This is a genomic window from Pseudomonas sp. MWU12-2345 (assembly GCF_023242385.1).
In the GTDB taxonomy this organism is placed as follows: domain Bacteria; phylum Pseudomonadota; class Gammaproteobacteria; order Pseudomonadales; family Pseudomonadaceae; genus Aquipseudomonas; species Aquipseudomonas gingeri_D.
Genome location: NZ_JALLJA010000008.1, coordinates 257436 through 279846 on the forward strand (window position 1 = coordinate 257436; position 22411 = coordinate 279846).

The window sequence follows — 22411 nt, forward strand, 5'->3', positions numbered from 1 at the left end:
GGATTGTGGTGTTTGTGCTGGCCTCTTCGCGGCGGTGCGGCGTCCCGACAAGCCCTGCTCCTACAGTTATCAGTCGTCCATAAATTTTGTGTACGACATAAACTTGTAGGAGCAGGGCTTGCCCGCGAAGAACGGTAACGCGGTACTACGACGAACTGCGTTACTCCGGCGCCCGATCGCGCAAAAACACCAGATTGTCCGCCTTGGACAGTTCCGCACTGAACCGGTAGCCCTGTTCGTCAAAGGTCTTCAATTGCTCGGGATTCTGGATACGTTCCCGGATCACAAACCGCGCCATCATCCCCCGGGCCTTCTTCGCGTAGAAACTGATGATCTTGTACTGGCCGTTCTTCTCGTCGCGGAACTCGGTGTTGATGATCCGCGCGTTCAGGGCTGAGCGTTTGACCGCCGAGAAGTACTCGTTCGACGCCAGGTTCAGCAGCACCTCGTCCCCTTGTGCGGCCAGGGCATCATTGAGCCATTCGCTGATGCGCGTGCCCCAGAAGGCATAGAGGTCCTTGCCCCGGGCATTGGCGAATTTGGTGCCCATTTCCAGGCGATAGGGCTGCATCAGGTCCAGCGGGCGCAACAGGCCGTAGAGGCCGGAGAGCATGCGCAGGTGGGTCTGGGCGTAGTCGAAGTCGGCGTCGCTGAAGTCTTCGGCGTGGAGGCCGGTGTAGACGTCACCCTTGAACGCCAGCAGCGCCTGTTTGGCGTTGTCGGGGGTAAAGGCAGGGTTCCAGCTGCCGAAACGCGCGGCATTGAGGCCGCCGATCTTGTCGGAGACGTGCATCAGCTCGCTGATCTGCGCCGGGCTGAGGGTGCGCAGTTGCTCGATCAACTCCTGGGAGTGGTCCAGGTACTGCGGTTGGGTGAAGCGCTGGGTCACCGCCGGTGTTTCGAAATCGAGGGTCTTGGCGGGGGAAATCACCATCAGCATGAAGTCGTCTCCTTTAATCGTCGGGGGATTCTAGGGGGTTGGGCGGTTTGACTCCACCTATGATGGCGATAGGGGCGACACAGGATCGGCTATAGTGCGCGGCGGGTTCTGAAATGGAGGCACCCTTTTGCGTATCGTTCTTTTCTTCTCGGCCCTGCTGGCCTGCTTCGCCGCCGTTGCCGCGCCTAACGACCCCGCGACCCTGGACCGCAGCACCTGGCCCGAACAACTGAGCAGCCCGGCGCTGTTCGATGTCGCCTCGCGCGCGCAAATCCTGATGTTCGCCCATCTGCTGCTGGTCAGCGAACTGCTCGACGAGCCGGCCCTGAAAAAGCGCCTGGGGCTCAAGCAGATCAACATGACCGCCATCGACGCCGTGCGCCAGCGCATGTGGCAGCGCCTGCTGACCAGCTACAACGCCGCCCAGCAGAGCTGCGAGGAGGATGCCTCCTTCTGTTTCTACGTCGAGGACATGGACAGCCTGCAAAAAGCCGCCGGCAAGTTCCGGGTCGCCGATGATTCCTTTTATGCCCGCTGGGCCGACCCGGCCCGGGCATTCAATGAACGTTACCTGGACGAGCAACTGCGCCTGGCCGCGCTGTTGCCGCAGACCAGTAGCGAAATCCAGTTGATGGGCGACCACGAGCGCAATGGCGAGGGCTTCAACGACCGCCTGTTCCTGCTGACCTTCGACGGTGGGCCGACCATAGCCCAGGGCAATACCGACGAGTTGGCCGACTACCTGCGCAAACAGAAGATGAGCGGCCTGTTCTTTGTCCTCGGCAATGCCTTGCAGGCCCGCCTGGACAAGACCTCGATGCCGGCGGTGCGCGAGCTTTACCGCCAGCAATGCGTGGGTGTGGAAGGCTGGCAGTACCGTTCCCACAGTCAATGGCAGGACTGGGAGGATTCGATCCTGCGCAGCATCTCGTTGGTGCAGAGCGCCTTGCCGAACAACTATGCCGCGCTGTTCCGCCCGCCTTACGGGCAGCGGCGGGCCGACGGCGCGGCGTTTTTCAAGGCCCAGCACTTGCAGGTCGCCTTGTGGGACATCGATTCGGCGGACGCCACCGGCAAGCTCAGCGCCGAGCAGTCCGCCCAGCGGGTGATGACCTTGATGCTGCTCTGGCGTCGCGGCGTCATCGTGTTTCATGACACCCAGGACAAAGCGCGCACGGCGTTGCCCTGGCTGCTCAAGCAGACCGCCGAAAGCGGGATCGGCTGGCAGGAGTGCAAGGAAGCGTTTCGTTAGAGAGGGAAAACCCAAGTGCCCGTATTTGTTGGGCCGGGGAAAAAACAGGCGATGATTTCAGTGCGGGCAGACTTCCGACTGTAACGGTGTCCGGGCGCCTCGCCAAGGGCTATTCGTCAGCTTGAAAAATAAACTTCAAAAAAACGTCAAAGTGCTTTTTCCTGTCATGTCTTTTGCGGTATTACGGAGTCAGACCGCCGAAACCTGCGACACAGGTGGCGTCTTACAAGACCCTACTTGTGCACAGAACGCCTGCCCCTTCACAGGCGAATTCGGCGGTCACTTCGAGGCGCATCACCGTCAAGGTATTGCGTCGACTGGCTCCCACAAAGGTGACCGAGTATGGATGATCACGGACGCACTCCTTCTTCCAACCAGCCTATCCTTTACGTGCTCGATACCAACGTACTGATCCACGATCCAAACGCCCTGCTCAATTTCGAAGAACACCATGTCGCCATCCCGATGACCGTGCTCGAGGAGCTCGACAAGCTCAAGGGCGGGCATCACAGCGTCGCCGCCGAATGCCGGCAGGCGATCCGCCTCATCGACAAGACCCTGGGCGACGCCTGCCCCGAGGACGTCGAGCTGGGCGTCCCGATCCAGCGTGGCAAGAACGGTCCCAAGGGCCTGCTGTCGATCCTGATGAGCAAGCGCAGCGAACCGAACCTGGTGCTGCCGGAGCACCTGAACGACAACATCATCATCAATCAGTTGATCGATCTGCATGCGCGGGACAAGGACCTGCGCCTGGTCCTGGTGACCAAGGACATCAACATGCGCCTCAAGGCGCGCGCCTGCGGGATCGCGGCCGAGGACTACAGCACCGACCAGTTGGTCGACGACGTGTCCTTGCTGCCCAACGGTTATCACGACGTCAAAGGCTCGTTCTGGGATCGCGTCAGCAAGGTCGAGACCCGCCAGGACCATGGCCGCACCTGGCACCAGGTGCAACTGACCGACAACCTGCCGGCGGTGCACGTCAACGAATTCATCATCGACGAACAAGGCTTTGTCGGTTGGGTCAAGGAGATCCGCGCCGATGTGCTGGTGATTCTCGATCTGCATCAGGAACCCCTGTTGCACCAGGAAGCCTGGGGCCTGAAACCGCGTGACATCTACCAGAGCCTGGCGCTGTTCGCCTTGCTCGATCCGGACATCCACCTGGTCAACCTGACGGGTGCCGCCGGTTCCGGGAAAACCATCCTGGCCCTGGCCGCCGCCATCGAGCAGACCATGGTCAGCAAGCGCTATCGGCGCATTATCGCGACCCGTAGCGTGCAGGGCCTGGACCAGGAAATCGGTTTTCTGCCCGGCACCGAGGCGGAGAAGATGGAGCCTTGGCTGGGGGCGATCACCGACAACCTCGAAGCCTTGCACATGGATGACGAAAGCACCCATGGCAGCGTCGACTACATCCTCAGCAAGGTGCCGTTGCAGTTCAAGTCCCTGAACTACATCCGCGGGCGCAGCTTCCAGCAGAGCCTGATCCTGATCGATGAATGCCAGAACCTTACGCCGCACCAGATGAAAACCATCATCACCCGTGCCGGCGCCGGTTCCAAAGTGGTGTGCCTGGGCAACCTGGCACAGATCGACACCCCTTACCTGTCCGCGACCAGCTCCGGGCTGACCTACCTGACCGAACGCTTCAAGGACTTCCCGAACGGCGTGCACATCACCCTGCAGGGCGTGCCGCGTTCGATCCTGGCCGAATACGCCGAATCCCACCTGTAATCCCATCCACACCCAGGGGCGGCCAAGCGGCCGCCCTTTTTATTAGCCCTGTCGCGCAAAGCTGACCCGCAGGTTTACAATCGACGCTCCTGATCAGGAGTATCGCTGTGCTGACTCATCTCGATTCCCAAGGTCGCGCCAATATGGTCGACGTCACCGACAAGGCCGTGACCTTCCGCGAGGCGGTGGCCCAGGCCCGTGTGCGCATGTTGCCCGAGACCCTGCAAATGATCGTCAGCGGCGGCCACCCCAAGGGCGATGTGTTCGCCGTGGCGCGGATCGCCGGTATCCAGGCGGCGAAGAAAACTTCCGAGCTGATTCCCCTCTGTCATCCGCTGATGCTCACCAGCGTCAAGGTCGAGCTGAGTGCCGACGGCGAGGATGCCGTGCGCATCGTCGCGCGCTGCAAGCTGTCCGGGCAGACTGGCGTGGAGATGGAAGCGCTGACGGCGGCGAGTGTCGCGGCGCTGACGATCTATGACATGTGCAAGGCGGTGGACCGCGGCATGATCATCGAAAACGTCTGCCTGCTGGAAAAGCTCGGCGGCAAGAGCGGGCACTACCTGGCGGATGCGCCATGAAGATCGTGGTGAAGTTCTTTGCCCGTTATCGTGAAGTGCTCGGGATGGATGAGTTGGCGGTGGAGGGGGACTTCGCCAGCGTCGATGATGTCCGCCGGTTCCTGCTGTTACGAGAGGACACACAGGTCCTTGGCGAACAGAACCTGATGTGCGCGCGCAACGAGGACCTGTGCTCCCTCGCCGAGCCGTTGGCCGATGGCGACGAAGTGGCGTTTTTTCCCACGGTGACCGGAGGCTGAAATGGCGATTCGGGTGCAGGTGCAGGCGTTCGATCCGGGGGCTGAGGTCAATGCCCTGCATGCCGCCAACCTGGGGATCGGCGCGGTGGTGAGTTTTGTCGGCTACGTGCGCGACTTCAACGACGGGCGTGAAGTGGCGGGGATGTTCCTCGAACATTATCCGGGGATGACCGAAAAGGCCCTGGGCAAGATCGTCACGCAAGCCCGTGAGCGCTGGCCATTGCTCGGGCTGGAAGTGCTGCACCGGGTCGGCGCCCTGGAGCCGGGTGAGCCGATCGTGTTTGTCGGGGTCACCAGTGCCCATCGTCAGGCCGCGTTCGATGCCTGCAATTTCGTCATGGACTACCTGAAAACCCAGGCACCGTTCTGGAAAAAGGAAAACACCGCCGACGGCCCGCGCTGGGTCGAGGGTCGCGTCAGCGACCAGGCAGCGGCAGAGCGCTGGAAGTAACGGCTGGCGCTTTGCGACACCCCCTCAATTCATCGGTGCATGGCTTTCTGACAGAGTGCACGCATTTGTTCGTTGACGATTTGTACTAATAAGTCCACGATGGATTTATAAGTACAAAATAGCGTTATCGTCTTCCTTCTACTGTCTTGCCACAACACCTCAAATAAAGAGCGGGAGTTCCAGCATGAAGAAGTTCACCCTGATCGGCGGCCTGGCATTGGGCCTGCTGGCCAGCAGCACGGCGTTTGCCGCCGAGCCGACCTTGCGTATCGGTATCGAGGCGGCCTACCCGCCCTTTGCTTCGAAGACCGCCGAAGGCACCATCGTCGGTTTCGACTACGACATCGGCAATGCCCTGTGCGCGCAGATGAAGGTCAAGTGCGAGTGGATCGAAGGCGAGTTCGACGGCCTGATCCCGGCCTTGAAGGTCAAGAAGATCGACGCGGCGCTGTCGTCCATGACCATCACCGATGAGCGCAAGAAGTCGGTGGATTTCACCCACAAGTACTACTTCACGTCCTCGCGCCTGGTGATGAAGAAGGGCGCGGTGGTGGATGACAAGTACGCCAGCCTGAAGGGCAAGACCGTCGGTGTGCAGCGTTCCACCACCACCGACCGTTACGCCACGGAAGTCTTCGAGCCGTTGGGCATCAAGGTGATGCGCTACAGCAACAACGAAGAAATCTACATGGACCTGGCATCCGGGCGTCTGGACGCGATCTTTGCCGACACCATTCCGCTGGACGATTTCCTCTCGATGCCGCGCGGCGCCGGTTACGCCTTTGTCGGGCCGGAGCTGAAAGATCCAAAGTATGTGGGCGAGGGTGCCGGGATCGCGGTGCGCAAAGGTAACACCGAGCTGGTGAGCAAACTGAACAAGGCCATCGACGGGCTGCGCACCAGCGGCGAGTACCAGAAGATCGAGGGCAAGTACTTCAAGACGGATATCTACGGCGACTGATGGGTAGCACCGTGGCGTAATTTCAATATCCGTTACTTAAGGCTGAATACGGTCCTGTAGGAGCAGGCGGTCCGGCGTCCCGGCTTGCCCGCGAAGGGGCCCCTGAGGCCGCCAAAAGCTTCGCGGGCAAGCCCTGCTCCTACAAGGTTTGTTGGCATCAATATCGGCTATTCACATCACATTGACGATGGGGGGGCCTCAAACCTCCGCCTTCAACTCCTTCAGGTGTTTGTACACCGTCGCCCGCCCCATATTCAGCACATTGGCCACATAGTTGGCCGCGCTCTTGCCCTTGAACGCGCCCTCGGCGTGCAACGCCAGCACCAGTTCGCGCTTGTGGTCGCGGGTCAGCAGGTTCAGTCCCAACTGCCGCTGACGCAGCCAGCTGTGCAGGAAGGTATTGATCCGCTCCTGCCAGTCATCGCGAAACAGCGCATCGGGCTGCGGGATCAGTTTGTTCGGTGAGAGGAACAGATCCAGCGCCGCCCTGGCGCTTTCGAACAGGGAAATATTCAGGTTGATGCACAGCACCGCCAACGGCGTGCCCTGGGCGTCGTGCAGTATGGTGCTGACGCTGCGAATCTTCTGGCCGTCCCAGTTGAGTTTCTCGTAAGGACCGATATTGCGCTCGTTGATGCCTTCCTCAAGCATGTCTTCCAGCGCCGCGTCATCGCCGATCTCGCGTTTGGAGATATTGTTGGCGATGTAGTCGATCCGTTGCGTGTGCAAGTCGTGCAGCACCACTTCGGCATGGGGGAAGAATAACGTGGCGATGGCATCGGCGATCGCCCGGAAGTTATCCAGGGCGGGAGCCTGTTTGGCTGTCATGGTGATTCTCCAGGCAACTTCAGCATCCTTGGGGGGGAGCCGAAGGAAAACAGCTGGTGCGGTGATCCGGTCGCCTCGCAGGAGGTTGGCCTGATCACCGAGCGGCGAAAGGGTAGCGCCCCGGGTACGGGCGTACTAACGAGTGTGCCGCAATCAGCGCCAGTCGTCATCCGAGACGGGCAGGGGAAAGCATCGCGGCGTCGAGTCCGAACTGCGCGAGCTGCTCGGGCAAGGCTTTGCCACGCACGAGCGCCGCGCTGGCCTGGCCCATCGCTGGTGAAGTCTGGATGCCGTAGCCGCCCTGGGCCGCGACCCAGAACAGGTCGGGGACCAGGGGATCGAAACCGGAGACCAGATTGCCGTCGCTGACAAAACTGCGCAGGCCGGCCCAGGTGCGGGTCGGGCGGCGGATGGTCAGGGTAGTGGCTTCCTCGATCTGGTAGATGCCCATGGCGATATCCAGTTCTTCGGGCTGCACGTCGTGGGGCTCGACCGGGTCGGCGTTGGCCGGCGAGCCGAGGAACATGCCGGCATCCGGCTTCATATAGAAGGATTCGTCGAGGCTGACCAGCATCGGCCAGTCGTGGTTATCCAGGCCTTCGGGCGGGGCGAAGATAAAGGCCGCGCGGCGCTTGGGCTGCAGGCCCAGGGGACGGGCACCGGCCAGTTCACCGATCTGGTCGGCCCAGGCGCCGGCGGCGTTGATCAGCACCTTGGCGCTGAAGGTTTGCCCGGCGGTCCGGACCTGCCACAGGCCGTCGGCATCGCGCTCAAGGCCGAGGACTTCACTGTCGGTGTGGATTTCGCCTTGCTGGCGGCGGATACCGCGCAGGTAGCCCTGGTGCAGGGCGTCGGTGTCGATGTCGCTGGCGCTGGGGTCGTAGATCGCCCCGTGGACCTTTTCCCGGCGCAGGATCGGCAGGCGGGCGCAGGCCTCGTCGGCGCTGAGCAACTGCATCTCGGGCACGCTGGCCTTGGCGCTGAGGTATTGCTGTTGCAGTTCGTCCGGGTCGCCGCTGAAGTCCACGGTCATTTCGCCCCGTGGGGTGAGCAACGGGTGTTCGGCGAAGCCGGGCGGCGGGGCGTCGAAGAAAGCCCGGCTGGCGAGGGTCAGGGCGCGCACCTGGGGTGTGCCGTAGGCAGCGGTGTAGAGGGCGGCGGAACGTCCGGTGGAGTGATAGCCCGGGTGCGATTCCCGTTCGAGCACGATCACCCGGCCATGCCGGGCCAGCCAGAAACCGGTGGAGGCGCCGGCAATGCCGCCGCCGATGATGATGAAGTCTGCCTGATTCATTCAAGGCCTCCTGCTGGGGTCTAAAGGCTGTATGCGTAACCTGTGGGAGCTGGTGTTCAGCTTGCCTTGTGATGCAGATGATAAAGCGCATTGGCCAGGGCGATGTCTTCCAGGCCCAGGCCGATGGAGCGGAAGAACACATGGCGTTCGTAGGTCGGCCGGGGTGTCTGCTCGCTCAGCAATTCGGCCAGGTCGCCATGGATCTGCCCGGCGTCCCAGCCGTGCTGGCTGGCGGCAATCAACATTTCTCCAGCCGAACCCGGTGTGGTCTTGCGATAGTCGCAGTAGACCTGCATGTCGCTCAGTGCCTGCGGCGGCACCTCGTGGGCGCGCACGGCATTGGTACTGATGGAGGTGATCAGCGCCGGCTTGCGCAGCTGGCTCGGGTCCATGACCGGGGTCGCCGAGGAGGTGCAGAGCAGGATGACGTCGGCGTCGTCCAGGGCTTGCTCCAGGTGTTCGACGATCCGCAGACGGGGCTCGATGTCGTTCAGGCGTGCGCGCTTGTCGGCACTCACATTGGGCGAGTAGAGGCTGATGTCCTGCCAATCGCGCAGCCCCTTGGCGTAGTGCAGATGGGCCTGGGCCACCGGACCGCTGCCGACGATGGCCAGGCGTTTGGCGTCCAGCGGAGCCAGGGCGTCCACGGCCACGGCGGTGGTCGCCGCAGTGCGCGCGGTGGTCAGTTCGCCGGCATCGCAGAGCAGCAGCGGCTGGCCGGTCTGCATGGACATCAGCAGGGTCCAGGCGGTCACCAGCGGACCCTGCTCGCGGACGATATAGGGCGAGGTCTTGACGCCATAGACCTGGTCGTCGGCCAGCACACCGAGGTAGTTGATAAAGTCGCCGGCACCCTGTGGGAACTCCACCAGCTGCTGCGCCGGTTGCACCGCCTGCCCGGCCGCCAGGTCGCGGAACAGTTTGCGCAGGATCTGCGGCACGTCGATCTGCTGCAGGAGTCGATGGGCCTGCTGGCTGTCGATCACGTAGGGGGTGTGGCCGGACATGGGGTGCTCCCGAATGATTTTTATAAACTAATTTGTCTATTATGGACTTTTAGTTTAATTCGGCAATCTCCGGACGAAAAAAAACGCCGCCGGGTATCGGGCGACGTTTTGTCGTGCAGCGTGCCTTTCGGCCTGGGCGATCAGGCCGGACGCTGGCGTACCACCGGCCGCAACAGCTCGGTGGGTGGCATTTCGCAGCTGATCTTGTGCCCGAGGAGGGTCTCGATCGCTGGCAGCTGGTAGGAGTCGTCTTCACCGGCGAAGCTGATGGACACGCCGTCGGCGCCCGCTCGCCCGGTCCGGCCGATGCGGTGGACGTAGTCGTCCGGCACTTCCGGCAGGGTGAAGTTGATCACGTGGCTGATGCCGTCGATATGAATCCCCCGCCCAGCCACATCGGTGGCCACCAGCACGCGGATCTTGCCTTCGCGGAAACCTTCCAGGGTCTTGATGCGCTTGTGCTGCGGTACGTCGCCGGACAATTGCGCGGCATTGACGCCGTCGCGTACCAGGCGTTCCTCGATCCGCCGCACTTCGTCCTTGCGGTTGGCGAAGACCATCACCCGCTCCCAACCATTGTCGGTGACCAGGTTGTAGAGCAGCTTGTACTTGTCGGCACCGGCCACGGCGTAGACGTGCTGTTCGACGTTGGCGTTGGCCGGGCTCAGCGCTTCGATCTCGACAATGGACGGGTCGGTGGTCCATTGCTTGGCCAGGTTCATCACGTCTTCGGTGAAGGTGGCCGAGAACAGCAGGGTCTGGCGTTCGTTCTTCGGCGGGGTCTGGCGGATGATCTGCCGGACCTGGGGGATAAAACCCATGTCGAGCATGCGGTCGGCTTCGTCCAGGACCATCACTTCGACCATGTCCAGGTGCACTTCGCCGCGCTGGTTGAAGTCCAGCAGGCGGCCAGGCGTGGCGACCAGGATGTCGCAGTGCCGGGCTTCGAGCAGCTTGAGCTGTTTGTCGAAGTCCATGCCACCGACGAACTGCATGACGTTGAGGCCGGTGTACTTGGTCAGGTCGGCGGCGTCCTTGGCGATCTGCACCACCAGCTCGCGGGTCGGCGCGATGATCAGCGCCCGCGGCTCACCCATGTAGCGTTCTTTCGGCGGTGGGGTCTGCAACAGCTGGGTGATGATCGAGATCAGGAACGCGGCGGTCTTGCCGGTACCGGTCTGGGCGCGACCGATGGCGTCCTTGCCGGCCAGGGTAAAGCCCAGGACCTGCGCCTGGATCGGCGTGCAATAAGGGAAACCGAGGTCCTGGATGGCGTGCATCAACTCGGGCGCCAGCTTGAAATCGTGGAAGCGGGTCTTGCCTTCCTGGGGCTCGACGACGAAGTCCTCGAGTTTCCAGGGTTTGACGGGAGGCTTCGGCGCTCGTTCACGGCGCGGTTGCTCGGCTTTCGGCTGTTCGACGCGTGGCGCCTCAACCGCCGCAGCGGGCTGTTCCGGGATGGCGGCCGGGGCTTTCGGTTTGGCGACAGGCTCGGCGCGCTCCGCAGGTTGGCCGTGGTGGCGGCTATCGGAGTTGGGAACAGGGGCGCTGGAGCCTGGTGCGAGCTGCTCAGCCTCGCTTTTACCGAATATTTTTTTGAGTGCTTTGAGCACGGTCATCTCGTTAATTTGGTTAAGGAATGTACGCCGGCCAGTGTAATGCAAGAATCGGGCGCGGCGTAGTGCGTTACCGATATCAGCGCAAACGAGCGGCCAGCCAGGTACCGATGTCCTGGATTTCCTCGGGTAACACTTCGTGGCCCATTGGGTATTCCTGCCATGTCACGGTGACATCAAGGCGCTTCAGGTGCTCATAGGCGGTTCGACCCATGGCGTTCTGGACCACCTCGTCATAGTGGCCATGCAGGCAGAGGGCCGGAATTCGCTGTTGGCTGGCGGAAAGTTGCAGGGAGTCGCTGAAGGTCGGGGCATAGGTCGAGAGCGCCAGCACGCCGCCGAGGGCGCCTTGCCACCTCAGGTAGGCGGTGTGCAGCACCACGGCGCCACCCTGGGAAAAGCCAGCGAGGAAGATCCGCGAAGGGTCGATACCCGCAGCCCGCTGGGCTTCCAGCAATTCGATGACGGTCGCTGCGGATTCTTCAAGCTCTTCAAAACTGATCGAACGCGCCGGGCTCATGGCCTTGATGTCATACCAGCTGGGCATGGCGTAGCCGCCATTGATGGTCACGGCGCGGGTCGGCGCCTGGGGCAGGACGAAGCGCGTGCTCGTCAGGCTCTCCTGCAGCGTCTCGGCCACCGGCAGGAAGTCGTAACGGTCGGCCCCCAGGCCGTGAAGCCAGATAACACAGGCGTCTGCGGTCTTGGCGGGGTGAATGATCAGCGGCTCAGTCATGTGTGCTCCATTAGTGTGCGTGCGCTCCAGATGTGTGCGCGGTGATGGTGCGTAAAGAGTTGATTTGTTAATAAAATGTCGCGTTGTTGAATGTTTTTCTATTGACCTGTGGCTGAATCGCTTTAGCCGCCACTATGGTACGGGCTTTGCTATGGGAGAACCGAGTGAATGCATTCACCCCTGGCGGTAACACTATCAGTCTACCGCTGGCCGTGGGATAGCAAATGAATCCGTCTCGGCGGGTTCTGATTCACGTTCGCCGAGGGCCGGCAGGGCTTTAGCGAATCTGGAAAGGGCTGAGGCCCGTTCGGCCAATTTGGTGGGCGGTGAGTTTTACAGACGGGAGACTTTCTCCTACTAAACTCATAGCTCAAGTCTTTAGCCGCTTGACCCAAAAAAAAGCCAGCACGGGTTAACAACGCCTCATAAGGGTGCGGCTAGACTCTAGCTCCGACACAACAAGAGCAACTGGAGGTTTGAATGAAGATGTTGAAATCCACCCTGGCAGTCGTGACTGCAGCCGTCGTACTGGGCGTCAGCGGTTTCGCGCAAGCGGGCGCTACCCTGGATGCCGTACAGAAGAAGGGTTTTGTTCAATGTGGCGTGAGTGACGGCTTGCCGGGCTTCTCGGTGCCTGATGCTTCCGGCAAGATCGTCGGTATTGACGCTGACGTCTGCCGTGCCGTGGCCGCTGCCGTTTTCGGCGACGCGACCAAGGTCAAGTTCAGCCAGTTGAACGCCAAGGAGCGCTTCACCGCGCTGCAATCCGGCGAAATCGACATCCTGTCGCGTAATACCACCATGACCAGCTCCCGCGACGCCGGCATGGGCCTGATCTTCCCGGGCTTCATCACCTACTACGATGGCGTCGGCTTCCTGGCCAACACCAAACTGGGCGTGAAAAGTGCCAAGGAACTGGATGGCGCGACCATCTGCATCCAGGCCGGTACCACCACCGAGCTGAACGTGTCCGACTACTTCCGCGCCAATGGCCTGAAGTACACCCCGATCACCTTCGACACCTCCGACGAAAGCGCCAAGTCGCTGGAATCCGGTCGTTGCGACGTACTGACCTCGGACAAATCCCAGCTGTTCGCCCAGCGCAGCAAGCTGGCCTCGCCGAAGGACTACGTGGTTCTGCCTGAAACCATCTCCAAGGAGCCTCTGGGCCCAGTGGTGCGTAACGGCGACGAAGAGTGGACCAAGATCGTTCGTTGGGTCGGCTATGCGCTGCTCAACACCGAAGAAGCCGGTATCACTTCGAAAAACGTCCTGGAAGAAGCCAAGTCGACCAAGAACCCGGACGTTGCTCGTCTGCTGGGCGCCGACGGCGAGTACGGCAAGGACCTGAAACTGCCGAAGGATTGGGTCGTCAAGATCGTTTCCCAGGTCGGTAACTACGGCGAGATCTTCGAGAAAAACCTCGGCAAGAGCACTCCTCTGGAAATCGACCGTGGCCTGAACGCTCTGTGGACCAAGGGCGGCATTCAATACGCACCACCTGTGCGCTGATTGACCTATCGCCCGGCAGGCCAACTGCCGGGCGATGTTCTTGTTCCGTTTTTCCTGGGGCACTTCATGCAAAATAAAATCGGCGCACCCAAGCAGAGACTCAGTCTCAGCGACCCCAAAGTGCGTGCGTGGCTATTTCAGATCATCACGATTGTCGCGGTGGTCTCGTTGGGCTGGTACCTGTTTCACAATACCCAGACCAACCTGCAACACCGAGGCATTACCTCGGGGTTCGGCTTTCTTGAGCGCAGTGCCGGTTTCGGCATCGCTCAGCACCTGATCGACTACACCGAATCGGACAGCTATGCCCGGGTGTTTGTCATCGGCCTGCTCAACACCCTGCTGGTGACCGTGATCGGCGTTATCCTGGCGACCCTGCTGGGGTTCATCATCGGCGTCTCGCGACTGTCGTCGAACTGGGTGATCAACAAGCTGGCCACCGTCTATATCGAGGTGTTCCGTAACATCCCGCCGTTGCTGCAGATCCTGTTCTGGTACTTCGCGGTATTCCTGACCATGCCGGGACCGCGCAACAGCCATAACTTCTGGGATATGTTCTTCGTCAGCAGCCGTGGCCTGAATATGCCAGCGGCTATTGCTTCCGCGGGGTTCTGGCCGTTCGTGATCAGCGTCGTGTTGGCCATCGTGGCCATCGTGCTGATGAGCCGCTGGGCGACCAAGCGCTTCGAAGAAACCGGCGTGCCGTTCCACAAGTTCTGGGCCGGCCTGGCCTTGTTCCTGGTGATCCCGGCGTTGTGTGCCCTGGTCTTCGGTGCCCCCGTGCATTGGGAGATGCCCCAGCTGCAAGGGTTCAACTTTGTCGGCGGTTGGGTATTGATCCCAGAGCTGCTGGCCTTGACCCTGGCCCTGACGGTGTACACCGCGGCGTTTATCGCCGAGATCGTACGCTCGGGCATCAAGTCGGTCAGCCACGGCCAGACCGAGGCGGCGCGCTCCCTGGGCCTGCGTAACGGTCCGACCCTGCGCAAGGTGATCATCCCGCAAGCCCTGCGCGTGATCATTCCACCGCTGACCAGCCAATACCTGAACCTGGCGAAGAACTCGTCCCTGGCCGCCGGTATCGGTTACCCGGAAATGGTTTCGCTGTTTGCCGGTACGGTGCTGAACCAGACCGGGCAGGCCATCGAAGTCATTGCCATCACCATGAGCGTGTACCTGGCGATCAGTATCAGCATTTCCCTGCTGATGAACTGGTACAACAAGCGCATTGCGCTGATCGAGCGGTGAGGAAACGCCCATGAGTTCGCATACTTTCAAACCCGACATGCCACCACCGAGCAACAGTATCGGCGTGGTGGCGTGGATGCGGGCGAACATGTTCTCCAGCTGGCTCAACACGCTGCTGACCCTGTTCGCCTTCTACCTGATCTACCTGATCGTCCCGCCGCTGCTGCACTGGGCCATCCTGGACGCCAACTGGGTCGGCACCACCCGCGCCGACTGCACCAAGAGCGGCGCCTGCTGGGTGTTTATCGAGCAGCGTTTCGGCCAGTTCATGTATGGTTACTACCCGCCCGTGATGCGCTGGCGCGTGGATCTGACCGTGTTGCTGGCGATCATCGGCGTGGCGCCGTTGTTCATCCCGCGCTTCCCGCGCAAGGCGATCTACGGCCTGAGTTTCCTGGTGCTGTACCCGATCATCGCCTTCACCCTGCTGCGCGGCGGTTACCTGGGCTTGCCCAGCGTTGCCACCACCGAGTGGGGCGGCCTGATGCTGACCCTGGTCATCGCCACCGTCGGTATCGCCGGGGCCTTGCCGCTGGGGATCATGCTGGCGCTGGGACGGCGTTCGAACATGCCGGCGGTGAAGGTGGTCTGCGTGACATTCATCGAGTTCTGGCGTGGTGTGCCGTTGATCACCGTACTGTTCATGTCCTCGGTGATGCTGCCGCTGTTCCTGCCTGAAGGCATGAACTTCGACAAGCTGCTGCGGGCGTTGATCGGCGTGATCCTGTTCCAGTCGGCCTATGTCGCCGAAGTGGTTCGCGGTGGCCTGCAAGCCATTCCCAAGGGCCAGTACGAAGCCGCTGCCGCCATGGGCCTGGGTTACTGGCGCGCCATGGGCCTGGTGATTCTGCCGCAAGCCTTGAAGCTGGTGATCCCGGGGATCGTCAACACCTTGATTGCGCTGTTCAAGGACACCAGCCTGGTGATCATCATCGGTCTGTTCGACCTGCTCAACAGCGTCAAGCAAGCCGCTGCCGACCCGAAATGGCTGGGCATGGCCACCGAAGGCTACGTGTTCGCCGCCCTGGTGTTCTGGATTTTCTGTTTTGGTATGTCCCGCTATTCCATGCATTTGGAACGCAAGCTGGACACAGGCCACAAGCGTTAGGAGTTTTGTCATGAGTGAAGCGATCAAACAGCCTGTGGGTCCTGAAGGCATTATTCAGATGCAGGGCGTGAACAAGTGGTACGGCCAGTTCCACGTGTTGAAAGACATCAACCTGAACGTCAAGCAGGGCGAACGTATCGTCCTCTGCGGCCCGTCGGGCTCGGGCAAGTCGACCACCATCCGCTGCCTCAACCGTCTGGAAGAGCACCAGCAGGGCCGCATCGTGGTCGATGGCGTGGAACTGACCAACGACCTCAAGCAGATCGAAGCGATCCGTCGTGAAGTCGGCATGGTGTTCCAGCACTTCAACCTGTTCCCGCACCTGACCATCCTGCAGAACTGCACCCTGGCACCGATGTGGGTGCGCAAGATGCCCAAGCGCCAGGCGGAAGAAATCGCCATGCATTACCTGGAGCGCGTGCGTATCCCGGAGCAGGCCCACAAGTTCCCGGGCCAGTTGTCCGGTGGTCAGCAGCAGCGTGTGGCGATTGCCCGTGCCTTGTGCATGAAGCCGAAAATCATGCTGTTCGACGAACCGACTTCGGCACTCGACCCGGAAATGGTGAAAGAGGTTCTGGACACCATGATCGGCCTGGCCGAAGACGGCATGACCATGCTCTGCGTTACCCACGAAATGGGTTTCGCCCGTACCGTGGCGAACCGCGTGATCTTCATGGACAAGGGTGAAATCGTCGAACAGGCTGCACCGAACGACTTCTTCGACAACCCGCAGAATGATCGGACCAAGCTGTTCCTGAGCCAGATCCTGCATTGATCGGCTGACGTTGAATGAAAAACCCGGACCTGGTCCGGGTTTTTTTTTGCCTGGGTTTTGTTGATCAGGTGAGTGAATGTTTCCCTTCTCTGGGGCTGGGTGGATGCCAAGGCGCCTTGCCTTCGCTGATGCTCTTGATGTCTTCGACCAGTTCAGGGTGTCGGTCCAGGAGATGCATCAGTACGAATAGAGGCTTTGGTGGATCGATTTCTGCCCTTTCATAGCGTGAGAACGCATTGTGCCCACCACCTGATAGCAGCTCCACTGCCGCGCGTTGAGTGAAGTGAAGTTTGCGGCGGATTCGCTTCATCTCGTTGGCGACTTCTCGCCTCGACTGATAGACAAGCTCGTCGCTTGCGTCTGAATAACGCTGGGCGCTTTCAGGATCAAGCTCGATCTCCGAGCAGGCCTCGCACTGCCAGCCGGACAGCCGGGGAACCGATTTTTTCAACGCTTTGAAGTCGACCTCGAAGTTCCGATCTTCAAACCAATGCATGGCGTTGTGCATGCCACAGCTGACGCAGTCCTGTCGTTTCATGACTCACTCTCCTTGAAGGAGATCACCGGAGGTCCGCCAGCAGGGCGGTAGCTCACTTTTATATAAATCAATTTGCCTGGGAGCGGATAGTGGTAAACGTCCTGCCAGATTCTGTGATCGGCGTAGGTGGTCATTGATTTATAAAGCATCCTTCTTTCCAACGATTTAATGATTTGCAGCATATCGGCGAGGGTGAACCCCATTTTTCTGCCGCCATCCCTGGCACTTAGCGTAAATGCTGTGGCGCCAAGTCTTGTCACGTCCGTCTTGATCGCCGCCAGATCGTAATGAGGTGTTTTCTTTTCCATAAGACACCTTTGATGTAGTAGAGCTTAAAATTACCCTTAAAGGGTAATTTTTAGATAGGCGGTGGATTCTCCATCTCCTGTAGGAAACGTTGGTTCTTGAACTCGCAGTCAGGTTTGGAGTAACCTTTTGGCTAATTCATCCTATGACTGGATGTTAGGGCGAGTTTCCATGTCTCAAAGCATTCCTCTTATCAAGCGCTCCCTGGTCGACCAGGCCCTGGAGCAATTGCGCGAACGCATTAGCCGTGGCACCTGGGCCGTGGGTGAGCGGTTGCCCACTGAACCGGAATTGGCCGCGGAGCTGGGCATCAGCCGCAACACCATGCGTGAAGCCCTGCGGGTACTGGCGTTTTCCGGATTGATCGAGATCCGCCAGGGCGACGGCAGCTACCTGCGGGCGACCATCGATCCGCTGGCGACCATGCAGGCGTTGTCGCGTTGTTCCCTCCACCAGGCCCGCGAGACCCGGCACAGCTTTGAGGTCGAGGCCGTCGGCCTGGCGGCGCTGCGGCGGACCGAGGACGACCTCAAGGGGCTGCGCGAGGCCCTGCATGTCTGTGGCGACCACTATCACGGCGATCTCGACAGCTACATCAGCTGTGACCTGGTGTTTCACCAACGCCTGATCGACGCCGCGCACAACCCGATGCTCAGCGAGTTGTATCGCTACTTTTCCAGCGTGATCGCCGGCGCCCTGCGCCAGACCCTGGATATCTCCCCCCGTCGCCAATCGGTGTTCGACCTGCATATCGCCCTGCTCGAAGCGGTGGAGCAACAGGACCCCGAGCGCGCCAAGGCCTTGTGCCGGAGCTTGATCAATGAACCTTGAAAACGAGAGCCCCCTGTCCCGTGCTCCTGTAGAACCCGGTGCCGACTCGCGGCCGGTCGAGCTTGATCGACTGCTGATCGATGCCGAGGCCGATGACGATCTGGTCCAGCAGCAACAACCCGTATTGCGCCGGCCCTGGCTGTTGCTGCTGGGCCTGGTGCTGGTGGCCCTGAATCTGCGCCCGGCGTTGTCGAGCATGGCGCCGTTGCTCGGCGAGGTGTCTCGCAGCCTGGGTCTGTCGGCGGCCAAGGCCGGTCTGTTGACCACCTTGCCGGTGCTATGCCTCGGTTTGGCTGCACCTCTGGCACCGTTGCTGGCCCGGCGTTTCGGCAGCGAGCGGGTGGTGCTGGGGATTCTGCTGACCCTGGCCGGCGGGATCATCCTGCGCAGTTCCCTGGGTGAGTTCGGTCTGTTTGCCGGCAGTGTGCTGGCCGGTGCGAGCATCGGGGTGATCGGTGTGCTGTTGCCCGGCATCGTCAAACGCGACTTCGCGAAGCAGGCCGGGACCATGACCGGTGTCTACACCATGGCCCTGTGCCTGGGCGCGGCGTTGGCGGCGGGGACCACGGTGCCGCTGAGCCAGTACTTTGCCGAAAGCTGGTCGATCGGCCTGGGGTTCTGGGTCGTGCCCGCATTGGTCGCGGCGATTTTCTGGTTGCCGCAGGTGGGGCAGAAACACGGTGCCCATCACGTGGCCTACCGTGTGCGCGGTTTACTGCGCGATCCGCTGGCCTGGCAGGTCACCCTGTATATGGGGTTGCAATCGTCCCTGGCCTATATCGTCTTCGGCTGGTTGCCTTCGGTGCTGATCGGACGTGGCCTGAGCGCCACCCAGGCGGGCATCGTGCTGTCCGGCTCGATTCTGATCCAACTGATCAGTTCATTGGCGACGCCCTGGCTGGCGACGCGGGGCAAGGATCAGCGGCTGGCGATTGTCGTGGTCATGGTGCTGACGTTGGGCGGCCTGTTCGGTTGCCTGTATGCACCGCTCGAAGGGCTCTGGGGCTGGGCGATCCTGCTCGGTTTGGGGCAGGGCGGGACCTTCAGCCTGGCGCTGACCCTGATTGTATTGCGCTCGCGCGATGCCCATGTGGCGGCGAACCTCTCGGGCATGGCCCAGGGCATCGGTTACACCCTGGCGTCCATGGGGCCGTTCGCGGTGGGGTTGGTGCATGACCTCACCGGGGGGTGGGAGGCACTGGGCTGGATCTTCGGCGTGATCGGCCTGGGCGCCATCGTCTTCGGGCTCGGTGCCGGTCGGGCACGTTATGTCCAGGTCACCTGCGAAAAACTCTGAATCACTCCACACTCCCGGTATTCGGATCGCGAATGCCGATAGTCAGCCGGGCATTTGCAGACTATCGTGCAGGCGATCCTTTTACCTGCACGGAGCCCGTTCATGAGTGATGCCCACAGCGCGTTGATTACTGAGTTCTATAAAGCCTTCCAGCGGCTGGATGCCGAGGCCATGAGTGCCTGCTACACCGAGGATGTGGTGTTCAGTGATCCGGCGTTCGGCGAGTTGCGCGGCCGTGATGCCGGCGATATGTGGCGCATGCTGACCACCCGGGCCAAGGACTTCTCCCTGACTTTCGACAATGTCCGTGCCGACGAGCGCAGCGGCGGCGCGCATTGGGTCGCGACCTATCTGTTCAGCCAGACCGGTAACACCGTGGTCAACGATATCAATGCGCGTTTTGTGTTCCGCGACGGCAAGATCTGCGAGCACCATGACCACTTCGACCTGTGGCGCTGGTCGCGTCAGGCATTGGGGACCAAGGGCTTGTTGCTGGGTTGGACGCCCTTGGTCAGGAACGCCGTGCGTGCCCAGGCCCTGAAAGGTTTGAAGGCCTTCCAGGCGAGCCGCTAGGTTCTGCTAAGATCGCGGCCTCAATAGCGATCAAGCCCTTTGTCACGTGAACATCAGCGAAACGCTCAGTGCCGAGACCGAGCCGGCGGCGCCTGCGGTCAAACCCTGGTTTGTCTATCTGGTGCGGGCCGCCAATGGCTCGCTGTATTGCGGGATCAGCGATGACCCGCAGCGGCGGTTTGCCTCCCATCAAAGTGGCAAGGGCGCGCGCTTCTTCTATTCCAGCCCGGCGGTCGCGCTGGTGTATGTGGAGGCCTGCCGCGACAAGGGCGAGGCCCTGCGCCAGGAACGCCTGATCAAGAAATTGCGCAAGAGCGCCAAGGAAACCCTGGCGGCGGGGTTCAGTCTGGAAGCCTTTGTTGCCGGGCGGAAATGAGCTGGGGCGTTTTTCCGCGTCTCATCGCAGGCTACGCCTGACCGTGGCTGCAATTGACGACACTGTCATGCTCGAATATGATTGGTTCATCGAAGCGACTGACCGGATGAGATTGAGCGCTTCCCAGCGGTGAAAGCCGTAATCGCGCAAGGCGGTTCGAAAGTGGTGTCCGGATCTGTTTTATCGAATACGAAAAAGACGCTCATGGCGTCTTTTTTCGTTTCTCCCTCTAACGTTTGGTTGCGGTTGGTTGACGCAAGTAGACCTTACCGCACAGTAGTGCAAAGGCCATTGATCCTTTAAGGTTTGGACCGCCGCCTTTTCCTTCGTGATACGCACTCTCCACTACCAGATTCAACTCCTGCCATTGGCGCTTTTCGTGCGCAGCGCGTCTTACCTCAAAAAAGACATGATAAGGTCCACTCGGGTCCTCAACGGTGATGGAAAAGCACCAATTACGCTCGGCCGACGTTTCCCATACCTTGGCTTTTGGATGCGTCAGTCTTTGCAAAATAACGGCCGGTAGGTTCTGAGATAGCCGATAACGAATGGGGGCAGAATGTCCGTTGCCGCTTACCGTCAGGAATGATCGGCTCTCCAGCCGGATGCGTTACTGCGTCGTATCCCTGGGTAAAACAGTGATTGGAGAAGGTTACATGCACGCGCAAATCACGTTTGGCCAACTGGCTTGAAATCGTGAAGGTGAATGGCTCAAGGTGAGTAAAATCGTACGTCTGACCGCCAATGGCCAGCGCTGGAAAATAGGCGGTCACTTCGGCCTCCATTCCGGTCAAACTGCCAGCTTACCCTGTCACGCTGCCTTTCGACTCCCTGGCAATTGATACCGTTGATGAGAGGGCATCAGGCTGGCTGGGTAGGCTGCTCACGATTTGCAGGCTAAGCTTCGGGTTCTTATTTGCCCGGCGGACTCCAGCATGTCTGAGTTGATTCTTCATCACTACCCGACCTCTCCCTTTGCCGAAAAGGCCCGCTTGCTGCTGGGCTTCAAGGGCCTGTCCTGGCGCTCGGTACATATCTCGCCGGTCATGCCAAAACCCGACCTGACCGCGCTGACCGGTGGCTACCGGAAAACCCCGGTGTTGCAGATCGGTGCCGATATCTACTGTGACACTGCCTTGATCGCTCGCCGCCTGGAGCAGGAAAAGGCCACCCCGCGACTGTTCCCCGAGGGCCGGGAACTGGTCGCGGCGACCTTTGCCGCCTGGGCCGACTCAGTGGTGTTCAGTCATGCGGTCAGTCTGGTATTCCAGCCCGAGTCGGTGGCGGTGCGCTTTGCCCGCTTGTCCCCGGAGCAGATCAAGGGCTTCATGATCGACCGCGCCGGCCTGTTCAGCGGCGGCTCGGCCTCGAAGGTTCCGTTGGACATCGCCAAGCACCAGTGGCCGGTATTCATGGCGCGGCTGGAGCAGCAACTGCAGCACGAGGAGGGCGACTTCCTGTTCGGTGAGCCATCGATTGCCGATATTGCCATGGCCCATCCGCTGTGGTTCCTCAAGGCGACGCCGGTGACCGCGCCGCTGGTGGATGCCTATCCGGCGGTGGCCGCCTGGTTCGCCCGGGTCATGGCGTTCGGGCATGGTGCTCCGAGTGAGATGACGGCGGAGGAGGCCTTGCAGGTGGCACGCGAGTCGACGCCGGCCGCGCTGCCTGATGAGGCGTTCACTGACCCGAACGGTTTTGTCTCCGGTCAGTCGGTAATCGTCGCGGCGACCGACTATGGCGTTGATCCGGTAGCGGGCGAGTTGGTGTTTGCCGGTCGCGAAGAGTTGATCGTGAGCCGTGAAGATGAGCGCGGTGGGCGGGTGCATGTGCACTTCCCACGGCTCGGCTTCAGGATCGAAGCGCGGCCAGAATAGCCTCTGGCTCATACCCACGGATCAAGGTGCCATTTACGTCCAGCATTGGAATCCCGCCGCCGCCCAGGGCCTGGTAGGCCTTGCGTGCCTCGGCGTTTTTCTCGATATCGAATTCCTGGTAGGGAATGCCTTTCTGGTCGAGGAAACGCCGGGTCTGCTTGCAGTAGCCGCACCAGTCGGTGGCGTAGAGCACCACCCGGGCCTTGGCCCGGGTCTGTTCCGAGACCATCTGCCCCGGGTTGAACACCCGCTCGATCTTGCCCCAGTTCTGATAGACCACCACCACCAGCAGGATCAGCAGGACCTTCTTCAGCATGCCTGTGAGCAC

Annotated in this window: 24 protein-coding genes and 1 pseudogene; 15 read left to right on the forward strand and 10 right to left on the reverse strand. The window is 60.9% G+C overall.

Annotation, left to right across the window (positions count from 1 at the left end; genetic code table 11):
- Nucleotides 1–160: 160 nt before the first annotated feature.
- Nucleotides 161–940 (reverse strand): peroxide stress protein YaaA, encoded by a 780-nt coding sequence (gene yaaA / locus M5C71_RS18020; protein ID WP_103499868.1) that lies wholly within the window; start codon nt 938–940, stop codon nt 161–163.
- 127 nt (nt 941–1067) lie between these two features.
- Between yaaA and M5C71_RS18025 the strand changes: the two genes are divergently transcribed.
- The 6 genes from M5C71_RS18025 (at nt 1068) to M5C71_RS18050 (ending at nt 6161) form a co-directional block, all read left to right on the forward strand.
- The gene (locus tag M5C71_RS18025) at nt 1068–2192 is read left to right on the forward strand and encodes a polysaccharide deacetylase family protein (RefSeq protein WP_103498874.1); all 1125 of its coding nucleotides are present in this window, start codon (nt 1068–1070) and stop codon (nt 2190–2192) included.
- A 342-nt stretch (nt 2193–2534) separates the two neighbouring features.
- Nucleotides 2535–3929 carry a PhoH family protein gene (locus M5C71_RS18030; protein WP_248768416.1) on the forward strand — a complete coding sequence of 465 codons (1395 nt, stop codon included), beginning with the start codon at nt 2535–2537 and terminating at the stop codon, nt 3927–3929.
- A 107-nt stretch (nt 3930–4036) separates the two neighbouring features.
- Entirely contained in the window at nt 4037–4510 is a 474-nt protein-coding gene (gene moaC, locus M5C71_RS18035; protein ID WP_100941813.1) for a cyclic pyranopterin monophosphate synthase MoaC, read from the forward strand.
- Nucleotides 4507–4749: a MoaD/ThiS family protein gene (locus M5C71_RS18040; RefSeq protein ID WP_248768417.1), complete on the forward strand. Its 243-nt coding sequence runs from the start codon at nt 4507–4509 to the stop codon at nt 4747–4749. The genes moaC and M5C71_RS18040 overlap by 4 nt, the downstream gene beginning before the upstream one ends.
- Before the next feature lies 1 nt (nt 4750).
- Nucleotides 4751–5200 (forward strand): molybdopterin synthase catalytic subunit MoaE, encoded by a 450-nt coding sequence (gene moaE, locus M5C71_RS18045; protein WP_248768418.1) that lies wholly within the window; start codon nt 4751–4753, stop codon nt 5198–5200.
- Between the two features lie 184 nt (nt 5201–5384).
- The gene (locus tag M5C71_RS18050) at nt 5385–6161 is read left to right on the forward strand and encodes an ABC transporter substrate-binding protein (RefSeq protein ID WP_103499842.1); all 777 of its coding nucleotides are present in this window, start codon (nt 5385–5387) and stop codon (nt 6159–6161) included.
- 198 nt (nt 6162–6359) lie between these two features.
- Here M5C71_RS18050 and M5C71_RS18055 read toward each other — a convergent pair whose 3' ends face one another.
- The 5 genes from M5C71_RS18055 to M5C71_RS18075 all read right to left on the reverse strand — a co-directional run bounded on the left by M5C71_RS18055 (nt 6360) and on the right by M5C71_RS18075 (nt 11642).
- Nucleotides 6360–6989: a PAS domain-containing protein gene (locus M5C71_RS18055; protein ID WP_103499291.1), complete on the reverse strand. Its 630-nt coding sequence runs from the start codon at nt 6987–6989 to the stop codon at nt 6360–6362.
- Nucleotides 6990–7155: 166 nt separating this feature from the next.
- Nucleotides 7156–8283, reverse strand: coding sequence for an FAD-binding oxidoreductase (locus M5C71_RS18060; RefSeq protein ID WP_248768419.1), 1128 nt, complete (start codon nt 8281–8283; stop codon nt 7156–7158).
- Nucleotides 8284–8339: 56 nt separating this feature from the next.
- Nucleotides 8340–9290, reverse strand: coding sequence for an ornithine cyclodeaminase family protein (locus tag M5C71_RS18065; protein ID WP_248768420.1), 951 nt, complete (start codon nt 9288–9290; stop codon nt 8340–8342).
- 140 nt (nt 9291–9430) lie between these two features.
- Nucleotides 9431–10903 carry an ATP-dependent RNA helicase RhlB gene (gene rhlB / locus M5C71_RS18070; protein WP_248764378.1) on the reverse strand — a complete coding sequence of 491 codons (1473 nt, stop codon included), beginning with the start codon at nt 10901–10903 and terminating at the stop codon, nt 9431–9433.
- An 82-nt stretch (nt 10904–10985) separates the two neighbouring features.
- On the reverse strand, nt 10986–11642 hold the full coding sequence (locus tag M5C71_RS18075; protein WP_103499295.1) for an alpha/beta fold hydrolase: 657 nt from the start codon (nt 11640–11642) through the stop codon (nt 10986–10988).
- A gap of 480 nt (nt 11643–12122) precedes the next feature.
- Between M5C71_RS18075 and M5C71_RS18080 the strand changes: the two genes are divergently transcribed.
- From M5C71_RS18080 to M5C71_RS18095, 4 genes are all read left to right on the forward strand, one after another.
- Entirely contained in the window at nt 12123–13154 is a 1032-nt protein-coding gene (locus M5C71_RS18080; RefSeq protein WP_103499296.1) for an amino acid ABC transporter substrate-binding protein, read from the forward strand.
- Between the two features lie 66 nt (nt 13155–13220).
- The gene (locus M5C71_RS18085; RefSeq protein WP_103499302.1) at nt 13221–14402 is read left to right on the forward strand and encodes an amino acid ABC transporter permease; all 1182 of its coding nucleotides are present in this window, start codon (nt 13221–13223) and stop codon (nt 14400–14402) included.
- A gap of 10 nt (nt 14403–14412) precedes the next feature.
- Nucleotides 14413–15510, forward strand: coding sequence for an amino acid ABC transporter permease (locus M5C71_RS18090; RefSeq protein ID WP_248745247.1), 1098 nt, complete (start codon nt 14413–14415; stop codon nt 15508–15510).
- A 10-nt stretch (nt 15511–15520) separates the two neighbouring features.
- Complete coding sequence (locus tag M5C71_RS18095) at nt 15521–16285, forward strand: amino acid ABC transporter ATP-binding protein (RefSeq protein WP_103499298.1); 765 nt, start codon at nt 15521–15523, stop codon at nt 16283–16285.
- Between the two features lie 64 nt (nt 16286–16349).
- On the opposite strand, the gene M5C71_RS18100 is transcribed toward M5C71_RS18095, so the two are convergent.
- Together M5C71_RS18100 and M5C71_RS18105 are read right to left on the reverse strand one after the other, a co-directional pair.
- A complete protein-coding gene (locus tag M5C71_RS18100; protein ID WP_152740155.1) occupies nt 16350–16823 on the reverse strand; it encodes a type II toxin-antitoxin system MqsA family antitoxin in 474 nt (157 codons plus the stop codon).
- A complete protein-coding gene (locus M5C71_RS18105) occupies nt 16820–17131 on the reverse strand; it encodes a type II toxin-antitoxin system MqsR family toxin (protein ID WP_121136935.1) in 312 nt (103 codons plus the stop codon). Before M5C71_RS18105 ends, M5C71_RS18100 begins: the two co-directional genes overlap by 4 nt.
- A 169-nt stretch (nt 17132–17300) precedes the next feature.
- Here M5C71_RS18105 and M5C71_RS18110 point away from each other — a divergent pair, with 169 nt between their 5' ends.
- The 4 genes from M5C71_RS18110 (at nt 17301) to M5C71_RS18125 (ending at nt 20206) form a co-directional block, all read left to right on the forward strand.
- The gene (locus M5C71_RS18110) at nt 17301–17960 is read left to right on the forward strand and encodes a FadR/GntR family transcriptional regulator (protein WP_248768421.1); all 660 of its coding nucleotides are present in this window, start codon (nt 17301–17303) and stop codon (nt 17958–17960) included.
- The gene (locus tag M5C71_RS18115; RefSeq protein ID WP_248745244.1) at nt 17950–19257 is read left to right on the forward strand and encodes a CynX/NimT family MFS transporter; all 1308 of its coding nucleotides are present in this window, start codon (nt 17950–17952) and stop codon (nt 19255–19257) included. The genes M5C71_RS18110 and M5C71_RS18115 overlap by 11 nt, the downstream gene beginning before the upstream one ends.
- A gap of 102 nt (nt 19258–19359) precedes the next feature.
- Nucleotides 19360–19830: a nuclear transport factor 2 family protein gene (locus M5C71_RS18120; RefSeq protein WP_121136941.1), complete on the forward strand. Its 471-nt coding sequence runs from the start codon at nt 19360–19362 to the stop codon at nt 19828–19830.
- A 46-nt stretch (nt 19831–19876) separates the two neighbouring features.
- Nucleotides 19877–20206: a GIY-YIG nuclease family protein gene (locus M5C71_RS18125; RefSeq protein WP_248745243.1), complete on the forward strand. Its 330-nt coding sequence runs from the start codon at nt 19877–19879 to the stop codon at nt 20204–20206.
- A 229-nt stretch (nt 20207–20435) separates the two neighbouring features.
- Here the strand turns inward: M5C71_RS18125 and M5C71_RS18130 are convergent.
- Nucleotides 20436–20991 (reverse strand): annotated as a pseudogene (locus M5C71_RS18130) (hypothetical protein).
- A gap of 150 nt (nt 20992–21141) precedes the next feature.
- Between M5C71_RS18130 and M5C71_RS18135 the strand changes: the two are divergent.
- Nucleotides 21142–22083 (forward strand): glutathione S-transferase family protein, encoded by a 942-nt coding sequence (locus M5C71_RS18135; protein ID WP_248768422.1) that lies wholly within the window; start codon nt 21142–21144, stop codon nt 22081–22083.
- Here M5C71_RS18135 and M5C71_RS18140 read toward each other — a convergent pair.
- Nucleotides 22058–22411, reverse strand: a complete 354-nt coding sequence (locus M5C71_RS18140; RefSeq protein WP_103497044.1) for a glutaredoxin family protein — start codon at nt 22409–22411, stop codon at nt 22058–22060. The genes M5C71_RS18135 and M5C71_RS18140 overlap by 26 nt on opposite strands.

Coding starts and splice junctions, on each gene's coding strand:
- M5C71_RS18110 (WP_248768421.1), top strand. CDS start 17,301: ATGTCTCAAAGCATTCCTCTTATCAAGCGCTCCCTGGTCGACCAGGCC.
- M5C71_RS18050 (WP_103499842.1), top strand. CDS start 5,385: ATGAAGAAGTTCACCCTGATCGGCGGCCTGGCATTGGGCCTGCTGGCC.
- M5C71_RS18105 (WP_121136935.1), bottom strand. CDS start 17,131: ATGGAAAAGAAAACACCTCATTACGATCTGGCGGCGATCAAGACGGAC.
- M5C71_RS18095 (WP_103499298.1), top strand. CDS start 15,521: ATGAGTGAAGCGATCAAACAGCCTGTGGGTCCTGAAGGCATTATTCAG.
- M5C71_RS18060 (WP_248768419.1), bottom strand. CDS start 8,283: ATGAATCAGGCAGACTTCATCATCATCGGCGGCGGCATTGCCGGCGCC.
- yaaA (WP_103499868.1), bottom strand. CDS start 940: ATGCTGATGGTGATTTCCCCCGCCAAGACCCTCGATTTCGAAACACCG.
- moaE (WP_248768418.1), top strand. CDS start 4,751: ATGGCGATTCGGGTGCAGGTGCAGGCGTTCGATCCGGGGGCTGAGGTC.
- M5C71_RS18135 (WP_248768422.1), top strand. CDS start 21,142: ATGTCTGAGTTGATTCTTCATCACTACCCGACCTCTCCCTTTGCCGAA.
- M5C71_RS18065 (WP_248768420.1), bottom strand. CDS start 9,290: ATGTCCGGCCACACCCCCTACGTGATCGACAGCCAGCAGGCCCATCGA.
- M5C71_RS18115 (WP_248745244.1), top strand. CDS start 17,950: ATGAACCTTGAAAACGAGAGCCCCCTGTCCCGTGCTCCTGTAGAACCC.
- M5C71_RS18085 (WP_103499302.1), top strand. CDS start 13,221: ATGCAAAATAAAATCGGCGCACCCAAGCAGAGACTCAGTCTCAGCGAC.
- M5C71_RS18075 (WP_103499295.1), bottom strand. CDS start 11,642: ATGACTGAGCCGCTGATCATTCACCCCGCCAAGACCGCAGACGCCTGT.
- M5C71_RS18055 (WP_103499291.1), bottom strand. CDS start 6,989: ATGACAGCCAAACAGGCTCCCGCCCTGGATAACTTCCGGGCGATCGCC.
- M5C71_RS18030 (WP_248768416.1), top strand. CDS start 2,535: ATGGATGATCACGGACGCACTCCTTCTTCCAACCAGCCTATCCTTTAC.
- M5C71_RS18080 (WP_103499296.1), top strand. CDS start 12,123: ATGAAGATGTTGAAATCCACCCTGGCAGTCGTGACTGCAGCCGTCGTA.
- M5C71_RS18090 (WP_248745247.1), top strand. CDS start 14,413: ATGAGTTCGCATACTTTCAAACCCGACATGCCACCACCGAGCAACAGT.
- M5C71_RS18040 (WP_248768417.1), top strand. CDS start 4,507: ATGAAGATCGTGGTGAAGTTCTTTGCCCGTTATCGTGAAGTGCTCGGG.
- M5C71_RS18100 (WP_152740155.1), bottom strand. CDS start 16,823: ATGAAACGACAGGACTGCGTCAGCTGTGGCATGCACAACGCCATGCAT.
- M5C71_RS18120 (WP_121136941.1), top strand. CDS start 19,360: ATGAGTGATGCCCACAGCGCGTTGATTACTGAGTTCTATAAAGCCTTC.